The organism is Bacillus sp. AP50, assembly GCF_040492675.1.
GTDB lineage: Bacteria > Bacillota > Bacilli > Bacillales > Bacillaceae_G > Bacillus_A > Bacillus_A cereus.
In genome coordinates this window covers 58,225-75,171 of sequence record NZ_JBEUTW010000057.1, presented here as the reverse complement: position 1 = coordinate 75,171, position 16,947 = coordinate 58,225, and the positions used below count along the sequence as shown (strand labels likewise).

Sequence of the window (16,947 nt, the reverse complement as noted above, 5' to 3'; positions counted from 1 at the left end):
CTCACCAATCGGGCTGCCCGTTAATGAGGGATAAAATCAAAAAAAAAGAAAATTTCTCCACTCTGAATGTTACGTTGTAAGTAAGAATATTTTATAGATGGTTGTTATATGAATTTCAAAAAATATTAGGGTTCATTAAAAAATGAATTAATAAATGAGGAAATACGAAAGTAAATTGGCTTTAGTCAAGAAATTTCGAATGTTATAAAACAAATTATCGACAGTAATATCCGGCCATTTTATGCAACTGATGCAAAATCTAAAATAGTTAGAATCTCTTTCGTTACCTTTGAGGATTATGCTGAAGAGCAAGCTATAAAACTTCAATCTGATTTTCAGAAGGTTCGGTACTTAGCTTTTATTTGCGAAAGAAGTTTTAGTCAAGGAAGTAAGAATAGGTGTAGAATCGGAATTATACAAGGAAATAATAAATTGAAACTTTAACTAGAGGGGTTTCTATCACTTATAGAAACCCTTTTTAAGCAATATAGCGTTTCTCCTTAATAAGAACAATAAAAAAACGTCTCATACGAAATGAGACGTTTTTTTACGCTAATAGCTGGATAACCAGCTTATTCACAAGTGATCCGTCTGTTTTACCTTTTACTTTCGGCATAACAGCAGTCATCACCTTACCCATATCTGCTTTAGAAGTCGCACCAACTTCAGAAATAACTTGCTTGATTACATCAACTAGTTCTTCTTCAGTTAATTGCTCTGGCAAATATGCGCTTAAAATCTGAATTTCACTTTGCAGTTTATTAACAAGGTCTTCACGACCAGCTTTTTTAAATTCAAGGAGGGAGTCCTTATACTGTTTTACTTCACGAGCTAAAACTGTTATTTCCTCTTCTTCAGTAAGAGTATGTTGCAGTTTAATACCTTCATTTTGTAAAGCAGCCTTAACCATACGAATAACGGTTAATTTTTCTTTTTGTTTATTCTTCATCGCTTGTTTCATATCATCGTTTAAACGACCGAGAAGACTCATAACTTACACCCTCTCTTAGAATTTACGCTTTCTTGCCGCTTCAGATTTCTTCTTACGTTTTACACTTGGTTTTTCATAAAACTCGCGCTTTCTTGCTTCAGCAAGTGTACCAGTTTTAGAAACCGATCTTTTAAAACGGCGAAGTGCATCCTCCAAAGACTCGTTTTTACGAACGACTGTTTTTGACATTCTCTTTCCCTCCCTCCGAAACATCACACTTACATACTAACTTCAGCATGCAAAAAGAAACACTTCTTCAGCATGTCTTTTACGATTATAATACATTTTATCACTTCAGGTCAACTATTTGGCAGAATAAAAGAAGAATAGAAGCATTTCCTTTTCAAAAGTTATGCAAATAGCTAGTATCCTTTACTGATGAAGACAACTATATTTTTATCATTTCATCTTTTTTCATACAGGGATGCATGAAACGCCTCCCCACCTTATAGTACTTAACCGCTTCAAATAAAGAAAGCATGCAAACCGTTTCCGGTTGCACGCTCTTTTTATGCGCTAGCTGATTCTTTTTTTACATCATCTTCAAGAACACGAACAAATTGCGCTTCGTTATATGGATAACCAGCTTTCGTAATTTTCACTTTCACTAGCTTACCAATTAATTCTTCTGATCCTTCAAATACAATTTTCAAGTAGTTATCTGTATACCCTACATATAACCCTTCACGGTCGCCGTCTTTAAATTGCTCTTCTGGAATGATTTCAAGCACTTCACCTTCAAACGCTGATGCATATTCTTTCGCTAATTGATTAGATAGCTCAATTAAACGATGAACACGATCATTCTTCACATCTTCAGGAACTTGATCTTCCATGCGTGCTGCAGGTGTTCCTGTACGTTTTGAGTAAGGGAACACATGTAACTCAGAGAAGCGGTTCTCTTTAATGAAATTGTATGTTTCCATGAATTCTTCTTCTGTTTCACCTGGGAAACCAACGATTACGTCAGATGTAATCGCAAGGCCTGGTAACGCTTCTTTCAAACGATCTAAACGCTCTTGGAAGAACTCCATCGTATATTTACGACGCATACGTTTTAATACAGTATTAGAACCAGATTGCAACGGAATATGCAAGTGGCGTACAACTACTTCAGATTTATCTAACACTTCAATTACTTCATCTGAAATTTGACTCGCTTCAATAGAAGAAATACGAAGACGTTTTAATCCGCCTACTTCCGCTTCCATATCACGAAGTAATCCAGCTAAGTTATAATCTTTTATGTCTTCGCCGTATCCACCTGTATGAATACCCGTTAATACGATTTCTTTATAGCCTGCATCCACTAATTGTTGTGCTTGTTTAATAACTTCTTTTCCATCACGAGAACGCATTAAACCACGCGCCCAAGGAATGATACAGAATGTACAGAAGTTATTGCAACCCTCTTGTATTTTTAAAGACGCACGTGTACGATCCGTGAAATAAGGTACATCAAGTTCTTCGTACACACGTGTTTTCATAATATTACGGACAGCATTAATTGGTTGACGCTCTTTACGGAATTCTTCGATGTAACCTAACATCTTTTCACGATCCTGTGTACCAACTACAATATCTACACCCGGAATCGCCATAATTTCAGCTGGAGATGTTTGTGCATAACATCCCGTTACGCAAATAACTGCATCTGGATTTTGACGCACAGCACGTCTGATTACTTGACGGCTTTTTTTGTCCCCAGTATTCGTTACTGTACATGTGTTAATAACATATACATCAGCTTTCTTTTCATATTCTGTTCTTTCATAACCACCTTGTTTAAACAATTGCCAAATGGCTTCTGTTTCATAGTGGTTTACTTTACAACCTAACGTATGGAACGCAACAGTTGACATTGATCATCACCCCATCAATTCAAAATGATACGAAGCAGCACTTAACGCGTATAACGGCGCCGTTTCTGTTCTTAAAATTCTTGGTCCTAAACTACATGGTACAAATTTATGTTCACGAAGCGCTGTAATCTCTTCCTCAGCTAAACCGCCTTCTGGGCCAAATACAATCAATAGCTTTTGACCTGGTTTCATTGTCGTTAAAGCTTTCGCAAAATTAGATTTCTCACCTTGTTTTGCTTCCTCTTCGTAAGCAACAAGACAAACATCATACTCACCACTCATTGAAAGCAATTGCTTAAATGATGCCGGAGCATGTACTTCTGGAATTTCACTTCTATGTGATTGTTCCGCAGCTTCTTTCACAATTTTTCTTAAACGCTCAACTTTTTTATCAGCTTTTTTCGCATCCCATTTTACGATAGAGCGAGATGCTTGAAATGGTAAGAATGCAGCCGCCCCAAGCTCAGTTCCTTTTTGAAAAATTAACTCTAGCTTGTCTCCTTTTGGCAGTCCACTTGCAATCGTCACGAAAACAGGAAGTTCACTTGACGCCTCTACCCATTCTACAATAGCCGTATTAATAAATTCACTGGTAATTTCATCAATTGAACATACTGCTGTTTTTCCGTTTACACAGCAATAAATATGATCACCAGCTGACATACGCATCACTCTTGCGATATGATGTACGTCATCACCTACAATGCGAATACTTGTCTCATTTACATATTTCTCTTCTACAAAATAACGTTGCATATAATCACCTTAGTAGAGTTTCGTTCCTTTCGTAAGTCAACACTTACGAAAAGAACGAAACGTTATCATTTTTCATATAACAAACGGCAAGTCTCTCACCTTATAGTGAGAGACTCCCCTTTTCATTATAGACTAAAATCTATATTACGCATTTCGTGCAATAATTGCTACCCAATCTTCCATTCGTAACACTTCTTCAATTGTAAATCCAGCTTGTTCTAACGCCTCAGAAATTACTTTTTCCTTCGCAGCAATAATGCCCGATGTAATAAATAATCCACCTGACTTCACAACTCTTGCTGCATCTTCAGGGAATAATAGAATAATTTCTGCTAATAAGTTAGCTACGATTAAATCAACAGGACCTTCAATGCCTTCTAAAAGACTATTTTGTCCAACAGACACGATATCATCTGTTTTATTTAAACGTACATTCATTTCTGCACTTTCAACCGCAACCGGATCTAAATCATATGCTTGAACAGAAGACGCACCTAATTTTGCAGCCGCAATACTAAGTACACCGGAACCTGTTCCTACATCAATAATAGTGTCACCTGGCTGTACTGTTTTTTCTAAAGCACGGATACACATCGTTGTTGTCGGATGAGTTCCTGTACCAAACGCCATACCCGGGTCTAATTCAATGATTTTTTCATCAGGAGAAGATGGTGTATATTCTTCCCAAGTCGGTACGATTGTGAATGTATCAGAAATTTGTACTGGATGGTAATATTTTTTCCAAGCAGTAGCCCAATCTTCTTCATTGACTTCGTTAACGGTAATATTTCCAGTACCAATTTCGATGTCGTAAGATGGAAGCACATCAATAGATGATTTTACACCTGCAATCGTTTCATGTAAAGAATCCGTTTGCGGGAAATACGCTTTTATTAATACACCTTCCGCCGGATATTCATCTGGGTTCAATGCATAAATTTCACCATATTGTTGCTCGCGCTCTTTCGTTAACTCCGCTGGATCCTCAATCGCAACTCCACTAGCACCAGCTTCATGTAAAATATGAGAGACAGCTTCTACTGCTTCTTCTGTTGTATGAATACTAATTTCTGACCATTTCACAATTTACCAACTCCATTTTTTATTTCCATTATTCCCCTTTGAAAGCACGTTTAAGCTTTCCGAATAAACTATCATCCTGCTCTTCTTGTCCTGCAAATTCACGTAATAAATCTTTTTGCTGCGAAGTCAATTTCGTCGGTACAACAACACGAACGACTACATATTGATCTCCTTGGCCGTATCCACGTACGTTCGGAGCACCTTTTCCTTTTAAGCGGAATTCTGTTCCAGTTTGTGTTCCTGCTGGAATTTTCAGCTTCACTTTACCATGAACAGTAGGAACTTCCACTTCATCACCAAGCGCCATTTGCGCAAATGTTAATGGCATTTCGCAAATAATGTGATCTCCTTCACGCTCGAAGAATTCATGATTTCTTACATGAACGACAACATATAAGTCTCCTGCTGGTCCGCCATTTACGCCGGCTTCACCTTTTCCAGACACACGAATTTGTTGACCATTATCGATACCCGCTGGAATTTTAACATTGATTTTTTTACGTTTACGAACTTTACCTGAACCGTGACATGTCGTACATTTTTCTTTAATAATTTGTCCAGTTCCTGAACAATGACCACAAGCTTGACGGTTTACGATACGACCAAACGGTGTGTTTTGTTCTACACTCACTTGACCAGAGCCTGAACAATGTTTACATGTTTCTTTTGAAGTTCCTGGTTTTGCTCCACTACCTTTACAAGTATCACATGGATCTTCTACTGGAATTTCCACATTTAATTCCTTACCAAAAATAGCTTCTTCAAAATCTAAAGTGACTTGATATTGTAAGTCAGCACCTTGGCGCGGAGCATTTGGATCACGACGTCTGCCGCCGCCACCGCCAAAGAAAGAACTAAATATATCTTCAAAACCGAAGCCACCGCCGAAGTCTCCTCCGCCGCCAAATCCACCGAATCCTTGATTTGCACCAGCATGACCAAATTGATCGTACTGTGCACGCTTTTGATCATCACTTAACACTTCGTATGCTTCTTGTACTTCTTTAAACTTTTCAATTGCATTTTCTTCTTTGCTTACGTCTGGATGGTATTTTTTAGCCAAACGACGATACGCTTTTTTAATTTCATCTGTTGAAGCGCCCTTGCTAAGTCCAAGGACCTCATAATAGTCTCGTTTACTCATAAATTTACAACCCCCGAATCTTTCACATAAACGTAATTTTAACACCGAAAGAAAGTGCTTTGCAACAAAGTTTCCTCACTTACAGTATGCAAAGCGAAAAACTTAAGATCCTCACACATCGCTTCTCATTCGTGAAAAAAGCCAAAGTCAAGGCACGCTTGACTTTGACTTTTTGTCATCTTACTTATTATGTTTACAGTTGAATTACTTGTCTTCTTTTACTTCTTCAAACTCAGCGTCAACTACATTGTCTTTCTTTGCGCCAGCGTCTTGTGCACCTTGCGCACCTTCTGCTTGACCGGCAGCTGCTTGAGCCTGCTCGTATAATTTAACAGTTAATTGTTGTACGATTTCTTGTAAAGCATCTTTTTTCGCACGAATTTCTTCAAGCTCGTTTTTCTCAATTGCAGCTTGTAATGCTTCTTTCGCTTCTGTTGCTTTTGCAACTTCAGCTGCATCTACTTTACCTTCTAAATCTTTTACAACTTTGTCTGTTTGGAATACAAGTTGGTCAGCTTCGTTACGAAGTTCTACTTCTTCCTTACGTTTTTGGTCAGCGTCAGCATTTGCTTCCGCTTCTTGTACCATACGTTCTACTTCTTCATCAGAAAGACCTGAAGAAGATTGGATTGTAATAGCTTGCTCTTTGCTTGTTCCTAAGTCTTTCGCACGTACGTTAACGATACCGTTCGCATCAATATCGAATGTTACTTCGATTTGTGGAATACCACGTGGTGCTGGTGGAAGGTCAGTTAATTGGAAACGACCTAACGTTTTGTTGTCAGCTGACATTGGACGCTCACCTTGTAATACGTGAATGTCTACTGCTGGTTGATTATCAGCAGCTGTCGAGAATACTTGTGACTTACTTGTTGGAATTGTAGTGTTACGCTCGATTAATTTCGTGAACACGCCACCCATAGTTTCAATACCTAAAGAAAGTGGAGTTACGTCTAATAATAGAACGCCTTCTACATCACCAGTAAGTACGCCACCTTGAACTGCAGCACCTAATGCTACAACTTCATCAGGGTTTACACCTTTATATGGCTCTTTACCAGTTTCACGTTTAATAGCTTCTTGTACAGCTGGGATACGAGTAGATCCACCAACAAGAATAACTTTATCTAATTCGCTTGGAGCAAAACCAGCGTCTTTTAATGCACGACGAGTTGGCTCTAATGTTCTTTCAACAAGACCTGCTGAAAGCTCTTCGAATTTCGCTCTTGTTAACGTTAATTCTAAGTGTAATGGACCAGCAGCTCCAGCACTAATGAATGGTAATGAAATTTGAGTTTGTGTTACACCAGAAAGATCTTTTTTCGCTTTTTCAGCTGCATCTTTCAAGCGTTGAAGCGCCATTTTATCTTGGCTTAAATCAATGTTATTTTCTTTTTTGAACTCAGCTACTAAGTGATCGATGATAACTTGGTCAAAGTCATCGCCACCAAGACGGTTGTCACCAGCAGTTGAAATAACTTCGAATGTGCCGTCTGCTAACTCAAGGATAGATACGTCAAATGTACCGCCACCTAAGTCATATACTAAGATTTTTTGTTCTTCGTCTTGTTTTTCTAAACCGTAAGCAAGTGCTGCTGCTGTTGGCTCGTTAATAATACGCTCAACTTCTAAACCAGCGATACGACCAGCATCTTTCGTTGCTTGACGCTCTGCATCGTTGAAGTATGCAGGTACTGTAATAACAGCTTTCGTTACTGTTTCACCTAAGTATGCTTCAGCAGAAGCTTTTAAGTTTTGTAAAATGATTGCAGAAATTTCTTGAGGTGTATAATCTTTACCTTCAACTTCTACTTTGTAGTCTGTACCCATATGACGTTTAACAGACATGATTGTATTTGGGTTTGTAATTGCTTGGCGCTTTGCAACTTCCCCAACTTGACGTTCTTCATTTTTGAAAGCTACAACAGAAGGTGTTGTACGGTTTCCTTCTGGATTTGGGATAACCTTTGGTTCTCCACCTTCCATAACAGCTACACAAGAGTTTGTTGTACCTAAGTCAATACCGATAATTTTACTCATGGCGAATCCTCCTAGTTTTATGTAAATTATTGATTTACTTTTACCATTGATGGGCGAATCACACGGTCTTTTAGTTTATAACCTTTTTGGAATTCTTCCACAACCGCGTTTGATTCAAATTCACTATCTTCCACTTGCATAATAGCTTGGTGTTCATTAGGATCAAACTGTTTACCAACAGCTTCAATCACTTCCACACCTTCTTTAGTCAGCGCTTCTAACAATTGACGATGCACCATTTCCATACCTTGTAACAAGGATTTCGTTTGCTCATCAGTCGCTTCCACTTGCATTGCTCTTTCAAAATTATCAAGAGCTGGCAAGATGTCTGAAACTAGACTTTGTGCTCTATATTTTTCAGCAGCCTGTTTATCCATTTGGACACGGCGCTTATAATTTTCAAAATCAGCTTGTAGACGTAATGTGCGACCTTCCGTTTCCGTTAGTTTCGCTTGTAGCTCATCTACTTTTTCTTGTAAAAGAGCAGCCTCACTTTTTTCTTCTACAGTTTCTTCACTGTTTTCTGGCGTGACAGCTTCTTCAACTTGCGCTTCTTTTACTTCTTCTACCACTTGTTCGTTACGCTCTTCCACAATATTCACCTCCTTAAAAGGTATTAGGTATCATGCATAGCATGATTACCTAAGCATTATATATTACACACAGCAATGAAAATTTCATCACTTGAGCGAATGTATTACTCTCATTTACTTTTTAAGTCCATCAGTAAATTGTCTCGTAAATAACTGTAACAAACTAATTACACGAGAATATTGCATTCTCGTAGGACCTAAAATAGCAATTGTTCCAAGTTGCTCTTCGCCGATTGAATATGTTGCAGAAATTAAACTACAATCCTCCATAGCCGTCGAAGAGTTTTCCCTACCAATTTTCACTTGAATCCCGACTTGTTTATGACGCAAAATGTCATAAAATTCGGCTTCATTATCAATCATGGTAAGTAAAGATCTAACCTTTTGAATGTCATGGAACTCTGGCTGCGAAAGCATATTTGCTTTTCCTCCAAAGTATATCTTTTCCGATAACGGAACTTGAAATGTACCATCCAACATTTTTATTGCACTATCGTAATTATGAACATACCCACGTAAAACTGTAACAATCTCCTTAAAGATTTTATTATGAAGTTCTTCCATCGGTACGCCAGATAGCTTTTCATTTAAAATATTAACCATTTTTTCTAAATCTGATAAATCAACAGATTCCGGAACGGTAATCGTTTTACTTTGTACATGCCCTGTATCGGTTACAATAATAGCGACAGCAGTTTGACGATCAAGCGGCACAATTTGTACATTTTTAAGTTTATTTGTACTTAACTTCGGTCCAAGAACAATGGCCGTATAATTCGTAAGTTCTGATAAAATTTGAGCAGATTGTTGTGCAATTTTTTCCGCTTCAAAAATTCTTTCAGCAAATAAATCTTTAATTTGTACAATTTCAGCGTTCGGTAAGTTTTGCGGTGCTAAAAGATGGTCTACATAAAATCGGTAGCCTTTCTCAGAAGGAACACGTCCAGAAGAACTGTGCGTTTTTTCAATAAAACCTAATTCTTCTAAGTCCGCCATTTCATTTCGAATAGTAGCTGAACTAAATGTAATTTCATCTTTTTTAGCCAACGTTCTAGACCCAACGGGCTGCGCTGATCCAATAAAGTCATCAATAATTGTTTGTAAAATTAAGAGCTGACGTTCCGTAAGCATCTCATCATCACCTCTGTTAGCACTCTTTGTCTTTGAGTGCTAAATCTATTAATAACTTACCAAAATTGACATTCAATTGTCAACGGAAACGTCACGAAATAATGAAACTTTTTCACGCCTATGGAACATTTAATTAGTCAATCAAAAATGATTGGAATACTTCATTCCCTAATAATTTTCCTTTTCGCGTTAAACGCACATGTCCATCTTCCTCTTCAAGCAATCCCTGCTCTTGGTTGCTTTGTAACTGCTTCGCGAAAACTTGATCCATCTCTACATTAAATTTATTGCGGAACGCCGTTTTAGAAACACCTTTTGTTTTTCGAAGCCCTAAGAACAGCTCTTCTTCCATTCTTTCTTTCTCCGTCACTTTGTGAACATCTAAATACGGAAATCCTGTTTCATCAATTTTATTAAAATATTGCTTCAGCGGACCTACATTTTGAATACGTTCCCCGTTCACATAACTATGAGCTCCAGCTCCAAATCCATAATACTCTTCATTATTCCAGTATGTGAGATTATGTCTACTTTTATTGTCACCTTTTGAGAAATTACTAATTTCATACTGGTTATAACCGTGTTTCTCCATTTCATCCATTACTATTTCATACATTTTCGCTTCATGGTCTTCACCCGGAAGACGCAATTTCCCTTTGTTCATTAAGTTATAAAACACTGTTTTAGGTTCCACAATTAATGAATATGCAGAGAAATGTTGTACACCAAGCGTAAAAGCAATATCTAATGTTTCTTTTACATCTTCTATCGTCTGTCCTGGCAAAGCATAAATAATATCTACATTAATATTTTTAAATCCTACTTCCTGTGCTTCTCGAATCGCGAGGAATGCATCTTCCCTCGTATGCTTGCGCCCGATTTTCTCAAGCAGTTCATCACGGAACGTTTGCACACCAAAACTAATTCGATTCACTCCACCTTCTAGCAGTACATTCAACTTCTCTTTCGGCAGATCTCCTGGATTCGCTTCAAATGTTAATTCACAATTTGGGGCGAACGGACGCAAATGACGATTAATAATCTCGAGTAATTTTTTTGTCTGTTCCATATTTAACGCTGTCGGAGTTCCCCCGCCCACAAAAATCGTTTTTATACTATCAAACGGAACTTTTTGAACCGTATTTATTATTTCCTTCTCTAAATAATCTAAATATTGATCAACCGGTTGGCGTTCAATAAACACTTTATTAAAATCACAATAGTGACAAATGTGCTGACAAAACGGAATATGAATATATGCAGCTTGTACCAAATATAACTCCTACCTTTCTAAAAAGAAAACCTCCGCACTCCGGAGGGTTCTCTACTTCTCTAACGTATTACGAATTTGTTCCATTCGCATTTTCCCCCAATCATACATCATTTCAACGATCGGTAAAAGTGACATGCCTAGTTCCGTCATATAATACTCAACGCGAGGAGGAATTTCGGGATATACTGTCCGATCAACAATTCCATCTTCCATTAACTCTTTTAATTGGTTCGACAAAACTTTATGAGAAATGCTTGGGAATAACCGTTGTAATTCACTGAAACGATGTGGTCCTTCCACACCAAGATGCCACAGTATCACAACTTTCCACTTTCCACTAATAATAGAAAGCGTCAATTCCTTTTCACAATTAAAATTACCATTTTGTATTTTATCTTGAATATCTTTTCGAATATTTTCGGACATTAACAATCTCCTAACTCTATATGAACTAAAAAGCTCTCTCATTATTGTAAATGAGAGCTGCTCAGATGTCTAAAAAGTAATTATACAGAAAAAAGAAGCCGCACAAACGACTTCTTTTTTATTTCAAATATTAGTTGTCATCCATTTTCAGTACAGCCATAAATGCCTCTTGCGGTACTTCTACAGAACCAACAGACTTCATACGTTTTTTACCTTCTTTTTGCTTATCAAGAAGTTTACGCTTACGAGAAATGTCACCGCCGTAACATTTTGCAAGTACGTTTTTACGCATCGCTTTAATTGTAGAACGTGCTACAACTTTATTTCCGATAGTCGCCTGAATTGGCACTTCAAATTGTTGTCTCGGAATTAATTCTTTTAATTTCTCTACGATTACTTTACCACGGTCATACGCTGAATCACGGTGTACGATAAATGATAAAGCATCCACTTGTTCATTATTTAAAAGAATATCCATTTTCACAAGTTTAGATGGTTTATAGCCAATTAACTCGTAGTCAAATGATGCATACCCTTTCGTATTTGATTTCAATTGATCGAAGAAGTCATATACGATTTCTGATAACGGGATTTCATATGTTAATGTAACACGCGTTTCATCTAAATATTGCATATCAATAAACGTTCCACGTTTACCTTGGCAAATCTCCATTACAGCTCCAACATAGTCATTCGGAACCATAATTGAAGCCTTCACAAACGGCTCTTCTACACGATCGATAGACTGTGGATCTGGCATATTAGATGGGTTATCAACAATAACATCTTCACCGTTAGTTAAATAAACTTTATAAATAACGCTTGGCGCTGTTGTAATTAAGTCAATCTTAAATTCACGTTCAATACGTTCTTGAATGATTTCCATGTGAAGAAGCCCTAAGAAACCACAACGGAAACCAAATCCTAGCGCTTGAGATGTTTCTGGTTCAAACTCAAGAGCAGAATCGTTTAACTCTAATTTTTCTAATGCATCACGTAAATCGTTATAACGAGCAGAGTCAATTGGATACAGACCACAGAATACCATCGGATTTAACTTACGGTAACCTGCTAACGGCTCTGCAGCTGGACGTTTCGCATGTGTAATCGTATCACCAACACGTGTGTCACCAACATTTTTAATCGATGCTGCTAAGAAACCTACATCACCTACTGTTAACTCGTCACGTTGCGTAGTTTTCGGTGTAAATACACCTACTTCTGTTACTTCAAATTCTTTACCCGTTGCCATCATACGTACTTTATCGCCAACTTTTACTGTTCCATTTACAACACGGATATAAGCAATTACACCGCGGTACGGATCATATAAAGAGTCGAAAATCATACATTGTAATGGCTCTTCTGAATCACCCGAAGGAGCTGGTACTTTTTCAACAATTTGTTCTAAAATTTCTTCAATACCAATTCCAGCTTTCGCAGAAGCAAGTACCGCTTCTGATGCATCTAAACCAATTACATCTTCTACCTCTTGACGTACACGTTCTGGATCCGCACTTGGTAAGTCGATTTTATTAATAACTGGTAAAATTTCTAAATTGTTATCAAGCGCTAAGTATACGTTTGCTAACGTTTGCGCTTCAATACCTTGCGCTGCATCTACTACAAGAATCGCGCCTTCACAAGCCGCTAAACTACGAGATACTTCGTACGTAAAGTCGACATGTCCTGGTGTATCAATTAAATGAAGAATATACTCTTCACCATCTTTTGCTTTATAGTTTAATTGTACTGCGTTTAATTTGATTGTAATACCACGCTCACGCTCTAAATCCATAGAGTCAAGCAACTGAGCTTTCATTTCGCGTTGTGTTAACGCGTTTGTTTTCTCTAAAATACGGTCTGCTAACGTTGATTTTCCGTGGTCAATATGAGCAATAATAGAGAAATTACGAATTTTGGACTGTCTTTTTGCTCTTTCTTCTTTATTCATCTATGTTCTCAACTCCTAATAGTCTCGCCAATATACACTAGCACTGATTATATCAATAGAGCAACAAAGATTCAATGAAAACTCGTGCTGCTTACGATACAAATCATTCTATCTATATCTTATGCGAATAAACCATAAGAGACAAACCCTTTTCAAATTTTAAAACGGCTGTCTTACAAATCAGTAAAACAACCGCCTCCCATGTTACTCTTAGCTAAAAATTCCTTTTATTTTCCCAACAACTATATCTGTCCCGAACTTCGTCATTTCATAAGCTACACTTGCTACCGCCATCCCAATTCCTTCTACAACATTAAAACTTCTTAAACGTTCTAATTGCTGTTGTTTTTCTGAGGCCGAAAACGAGCTACCCAAAATTTCTGATTCAGCACCTGTACTTTCTGTCCCTGTCATATGAGCTATTTGTTCATATGACAATTGCTGATAGCCTTTCATACTTTTCAAACCATGATTAGCAAGTGCCACTCCTGCTATCATCATAAGTAAACATAAAGCTACACTACATATACACAAAAGCGCAAAGCGACTCAAACCATAATCATCTGTTCCCCTCAATGTGTATATGCTCCCGTATTATCTTGATCAATTTGATGATGTAGCGCTGCATTTAAACCACTCGCTATTACATTCGCCATATCCTCAATAAAAGTATCTACTTCTTTTGGGGTTACCATTAAATTATGACCAAGAGGAGATAGCACTTCATAAATCAGCCTTCTTTTTTCTTCTTCTTCCAATGTACCAACAGCACCTAAAAACATATTTCTGCTCTTTTCATCCGGCATATCTTCTTCTGTTAATTTTTTCTTTTCTCCAAATGAAAATCCCGCTGGTAACAAAGATCGTGAAGGTTTATTTCCTTCTTTCATCTCTCGACCAAAATGTTTCAAAATAAAATCAATCGTATCACTTGTAATCGAAACAGCATCGACCACAGTCGGAACACCAATTGCGATAACAGGGATACCTAATGTGTCTTTACTTAGTTCTTTACGTTTATTCCCAACCCCCGATCCAGGATGGATTCCAGTATCAGAAATTTGTATCGTGCTATTTACTCGTTCAATAGAACGGGCAGCTAATGCATCAATTGCAATTACAAAGTCCGGGTTCGTCTTCTCAATAATTCCATAAATAACATCGCTCGTTTCGATTCCTGTAATCCCCATTACCCCCGGCCGAATTGCACTAACAGGCCTAAATCCTTCTTCTACACTTTCAGGCTGCAATTGAAACAAATGTCTCGTTACTAATACATTTTCTACAACTATCGGTCCAAGAGCATCTGGTGTTACATTCCAATTCCCAAGACCTACAATTAAACAGCTTGCTTCTTTTGTAACTCCAACCTCTTCTAAGAAACAAGAAAATTCTTTTGCAAAAATACGCTCCACTTTTTGTTGAAGTTCTGTATCTTGCTGACGTATCCCTTGTACTTCAAGTGTTAAATAATTTCCAGGTTTTTTCCCCATCGCTTCAGAGGCAGCTTCATCAATCGTTACTTTTGTAATTATAGTACCTTCTTCTTCTCTCTCTTTTACAATAACTCCCTGTATCCCTTTTTGTTCTTCTTGGCTTTCTTGCAACATTTGATGAGCTTCTACAGCAAGGTCAGTTCTAATGCTATATTTACTTAAATCTAATGGTTCTTTCATCGTATCTCCTCCGTAATTCATAGTAAATATCGTTAGATTTCCCAAAGTTATATAAGGTCATTCTTTCCTTTACGTGAAATTTCATGGATATACTATTGCAATTCTCTTCACCGTTTGATAGAATATCACTTGTTCTATGTAAGAATCGAGTCATTCGATTGCACCAGGGAGGTGAAAAGTATGGCAAACATCAAATCTGCTATCAAACGCGCTAAACTTAGCGAAGAGCGTCGTGCACATAACGCTTCTATCAAGTCTGACATGCGTTCTGCTGTTAAAACTGTAGAAGCTTTAGTTACTAATAACGATCTTGAAAATGCTAAAGAAGCTTTCAAAACTGCTTCTAAAAAACTTGACAAAGCAGCTCGTAAAGGTCTTATCCACCAAAACGCTGCAGCTCGTCAAAAATCTCGCTTAGCGAAACAAGTAAACGCGTAAGGCGTTTAAAAAACGATCCATTTGGATCGTTTTTTTATATACAAAAAAGTTCATGCACTAAGTGCATGAACTTTTTTGTGTCATCACATATGATTTAATCGCATTAAGAAAAATTCGAGCACAAGCTTCTTATCCATCTTTCCCGTCTTCATACTATAATCAGCTTCCGCTAATTCTATAATCACTTTTTTTAATTCTTCAAAAGAGAAAAACTTCGTTTGATTCATTGCTAACTTTACACGATACGGATGTACACCAATATGAGACGCAATTTGATTTTGTCCATAACCACGTTGCTGTAGCTCTTTCACTTGATACAACAAGCGGAATTGACTCACTAATAACGCAAGCAATTTAATCGGCTCTTCCTGCTGCGTAAATAATCCATCCAAAATTTGCATTGCACCTGCAATATCTTTTTTCACCACTTTTTCTGTCAAAGCAAATACATTTTGCTCAACTGATTTTGGCACAAGCTCTGCAACAAGTTTCGTCGTAATCTCTCCGCCCATACCAACGTATAACGTTAACTTGTCCATTTCCTTCGCCAACATCGTTACATTACTTCCCACAAGCTCTAGCAACAAACTAACAGCCGCGTTATCAATATGCACATGCACTTCATCTGCACGAGCAACAATCCACTTCTGAACATCCTGTACTTGCATTGCATTCGCTTCTACTACATCTGCTGTTTTCTTTAATAGTTTTGTAATTTTTTTTCGCTCATCAAGTTTTTCGTAAGGCGCAACAAAAACAAGAATAGAAAATGGAGAAGGTTCACCAATGTATTCTTCTAAAATTTTTATATTTTGCTCTAACTTTTCTTTTTGCGAAGTCAAAAATAGCGGTGATTTTATTAACAGTACTTTCCGTTCTCCGAAGAAAGGAAGCGTACGCGCATCCTCAACCACATCTTCTAAATACGCTTCTTCTAAATCGTATGTCACAACATTAAACTCTCGATCTTCTTCTTCAAGTGCTTCTGTCGTAATAAGCTTTATCGTTTCATTTATAAAAAAAGCTTCCGTTCCATATATTAAATATAACGGAGCAAACTGTTTCTTTTTAATTTTTTTATGTATATCACTCATACTTTTTCCTACTCCCTAACTTGGCAATATATATTTATACTAATGCCCTAGCTTTTGTTTTACAAGTACAAAGGAACAGGCTTTATAACCCGTCCCTTTATTTATATTAAACGCCACGCAATAAGCCCCGGGTTTCTTATTGGTGTGCGGTAATCACCTTCCCTTTATTATTCGCAATAAAACTTTGAGTATAAGTGCCAACTGTTAACATGCTTGGAAACGAAAAACTCACATTACTTCATGATTTACAAGTAACAAAAAAGCTCGTTTTCTCTTCATATGGAAATTGTAGATTTTTTTCTGACAATATTTTATACTAAAGTGGAATGTTGGGGAGGGATTCTAAATGAATGATTTTGAACAAAACGTTCAAAGTAAACGCAATGACGCTATTGATTCAGGGGTAGGATTTATCGTCTCATTTGGTTTTTTCGCAACACTTTTCATCATTGCAACTGTTATTAAATTTATCGGTTCTTAAAGACT

The 16,947-nt window shown here is 37.3% G+C and carries 17 protein-coding genes; 2 read left to right on the top strand and 15 right to left on the bottom strand.

Going from position 1 to position 16,947, the window contains the following annotated elements:
• Positions 1-547 precede the first annotated feature (547 nt).
• The 14 genes from ABWK52_RS06465 to gpr all read right to left on the bottom strand — a co-directional run bounded on the left by ABWK52_RS06465 (position 548) and on the right by gpr (position 14,929).
• Positions 548-991 (bottom strand): GatB/YqeY domain-containing protein, encoded by a 444-nt coding sequence (locus ABWK52_RS06465; RefSeq protein ID WP_000054562.1) that lies wholly within the window; start codon positions 989-991, stop codon positions 548-550.
• A gap of 15 nt (positions 992-1,006) precedes the next feature.
• Entirely contained in the window at positions 1,007-1,180 is a 174-nt protein-coding gene (gene rpsU, locus ABWK52_RS06460; protein WP_000048061.1) for a 30S ribosomal protein S21, read from the bottom strand.
• Positions 1,181-1,500: 320 nt separating this feature from the next.
• On the bottom strand, positions 1,501-2,853 hold the full coding sequence (mtaB, locus tag ABWK52_RS06455) for a tRNA (N(6)-L-threonylcarbamoyladenosine(37)-C(2))-methylthiotransferase MtaB (RefSeq protein WP_000108679.1): 1,353 nt from the start codon (positions 2,851-2,853) through the stop codon (positions 1,501-1,503).
• A gap of 6 nt (positions 2,854-2,859) precedes the next feature.
• Positions 2,860-3,609 (bottom strand): 16S rRNA (uracil(1498)-N(3))-methyltransferase, encoded by a 750-nt coding sequence (locus tag ABWK52_RS06450; protein ID WP_001190159.1) that lies wholly within the window; start codon positions 3,607-3,609, stop codon positions 2,860-2,862.
• Positions 3,610-3,753: 144 nt separating this feature from the next.
• Complete coding sequence (gene prmA / locus ABWK52_RS06445) at positions 3,754-4,692, bottom strand: 50S ribosomal protein L11 methyltransferase (protein ID WP_000872103.1); 939 nt, start codon at positions 4,690-4,692, stop codon at positions 3,754-3,756.
• Between the two features lie 28 nt (positions 4,693-4,720).
• A complete protein-coding gene (gene dnaJ / locus ABWK52_RS06440) occupies positions 4,721-5,836 on the bottom strand; it encodes a chaperone protein DnaJ (protein WP_000043947.1) in 1,116 nt (371 codons plus the stop codon).
• A 204-nt stretch (positions 5,837-6,040) separates the two neighbouring features.
• The gene (gene dnaK / locus ABWK52_RS06435) at positions 6,041-7,876 is read right to left on the bottom strand and encodes a chaperone protein DnaK (RefSeq protein ID WP_000034700.1); all 1,836 of its coding nucleotides are present in this window, start codon (positions 7,874-7,876) and stop codon (positions 6,041-6,043) included.
• Positions 7,877-7,902: 26 nt separating this feature from the next.
• On the bottom strand, positions 7,903-8,469 hold the full coding sequence (gene grpE / locus ABWK52_RS06430) for a nucleotide exchange factor GrpE (RefSeq protein ID WP_000392711.1): 567 nt from the start codon (positions 8,467-8,469) through the stop codon (positions 7,903-7,905).
• A gap of 114 nt (positions 8,470-8,583) precedes the next feature.
• On the bottom strand, positions 8,584-9,600 hold the full coding sequence (hrcA, locus tag ABWK52_RS06425) for a heat-inducible transcriptional repressor HrcA (protein ID WP_000954941.1): 1,017 nt from the start codon (positions 9,598-9,600) through the stop codon (positions 8,584-8,586).
• Positions 9,601-9,733: 133 nt separating this feature from the next.
• On the bottom strand, positions 9,734-10,873 hold the full coding sequence (gene hemW / locus ABWK52_RS06420; RefSeq protein WP_000249427.1) for a radical SAM family heme chaperone HemW: 1,140 nt from the start codon (positions 10,871-10,873) through the stop codon (positions 9,734-9,736).
• Positions 10,874-10,924: 51 nt separating this feature from the next.
• Complete coding sequence (locus tag ABWK52_RS06415) at positions 10,925-11,299, bottom strand: winged helix-turn-helix transcriptional regulator (protein WP_001293539.1); 375 nt, start codon at positions 11,297-11,299, stop codon at positions 10,925-10,927.
• Between the two features lie 130 nt (positions 11,300-11,429).
• Positions 11,430-13,253, bottom strand: a complete 1,824-nt coding sequence (gene lepA, locus ABWK52_RS06410; RefSeq protein WP_001030951.1) for an elongation factor 4 — start codon at positions 13,251-13,253, stop codon at positions 11,430-11,432.
• A 210-nt stretch (positions 13,254-13,463) separates the two neighbouring features.
• Positions 13,464-13,829, bottom strand: coding sequence for a YqxA family protein (locus ABWK52_RS06405; protein ID WP_001215034.1), 366 nt, complete (start codon positions 13,827-13,829; stop codon positions 13,464-13,466).
• The gene (gpr, locus tag ABWK52_RS06400; RefSeq protein ID WP_000662616.1) at positions 13,826-14,929 is read right to left on the bottom strand and encodes a GPR endopeptidase; all 1,104 of its coding nucleotides are present in this window, start codon (positions 14,927-14,929) and stop codon (positions 13,826-13,828) included. Before gpr ends, ABWK52_RS06405 begins: the two co-directional genes overlap by 4 nt.
• A gap of 180 nt (positions 14,930-15,109) precedes the next feature.
• On the opposite strand from gpr, the gene rpsT reads away from it, so the two are divergent.
• Positions 15,110-15,367, top strand: coding sequence for a 30S ribosomal protein S20 (gene rpsT, locus ABWK52_RS06395; protein WP_001274011.1), 258 nt, complete (start codon positions 15,110-15,112; stop codon positions 15,365-15,367).
• Between the two features lie 83 nt (positions 15,368-15,450).
• On the opposite strand, the gene holA is transcribed toward rpsT, so the two are convergent.
• On the bottom strand, positions 15,451-16,461 hold the full coding sequence (gene holA / locus ABWK52_RS06390; protein WP_001279908.1) for a DNA polymerase III subunit delta: 1,011 nt from the start codon (positions 16,459-16,461) through the stop codon (positions 15,451-15,453).
• Between the two features lie 346 nt (positions 16,462-16,807).
• On the opposite strand from holA, the gene ABWK52_RS06385 reads away from it, so the two are divergent.
• A complete protein-coding gene (locus tag ABWK52_RS06385) occupies positions 16,808-16,942 on the top strand; it encodes a YqzM family protein (protein ID WP_000997609.1) in 135 nt (44 codons plus the stop codon).
• Positions 16,943-16,947 lie beyond the last annotated feature (5 nt).

Bases quoted from the DNA above. Each gene is read 5' to 3' on its own strand.
- ABWK52_RS06465 (WP_000054562.1), bottom strand. From the start codon at position 991: ATGAGTCTTCTCGGTCGTTTAAACGATGATATGAAACAAGCGATGAAG.
- rpsU (WP_000048061.1), bottom strand. From the start codon at position 1,180: ATGTCAAAAACAGTCGTTCGTAAAAACGAGTCTTTGGAGGATGCACTT.
- mtaB (WP_000108679.1), bottom strand. From the start codon at position 2,853: ATGTCAACTGTTGCGTTCCATACGTTAGGTTGTAAAGTAAACCACTAT.
- ABWK52_RS06450 (WP_001190159.1), bottom strand. From the start codon at position 3,609: ATGCAACGTTATTTTGTAGAAGAGAAATATGTAAATGAGACAAGTATT.
- dnaJ (WP_000043947.1), bottom strand. From the start codon at position 5,836: ATGAGTAAACGAGACTATTATGAGGTCCTTGGACTTAGCAAGGGCGCT.
- dnaK (WP_000034700.1), bottom strand. From the start codon at position 7,876: ATGAGTAAAATTATCGGTATTGACTTAGGTACAACAAACTCTTGTGTA.
- hrcA (WP_000954941.1), bottom strand. From the start codon at position 9,600: ATGCTTACGGAACGTCAGCTCTTAATTTTACAAACAATTATTGATGAC.
- ABWK52_RS06415 (WP_001293539.1), bottom strand. From the start codon at position 11,299: ATGTCCGAAAATATTCGAAAAGATATTCAAGATAAAATACAAAATGGT.
- lepA (WP_001030951.1), bottom strand. From the start codon at position 13,253: ATGAATAAAGAAGAAAGAGCAAAAAGACAGTCCAAAATTCGTAATTTC.
- gpr (WP_000662616.1), bottom strand. From the start codon at position 14,929: ATGAAAGAACCATTAGATTTAAGTAAATATAGCATTAGAACTGACCTT.
- rpsT (WP_001274011.1), top strand. From the start codon at position 15,110: ATGGCAAACATCAAATCTGCTATCAAACGCGCTAAACTTAGCGAAGAG.
- holA (WP_001279908.1), bottom strand. From the start codon at position 16,461: ATGAGTGATATACATAAAAAAATTAAAAAGAAACAGTTTGCTCCGTTA.
- ABWK52_RS06385 (WP_000997609.1), top strand. From the start codon at position 16,808: ATGAATGATTTTGAACAAAACGTTCAAAGTAAACGCAATGACGCTATT.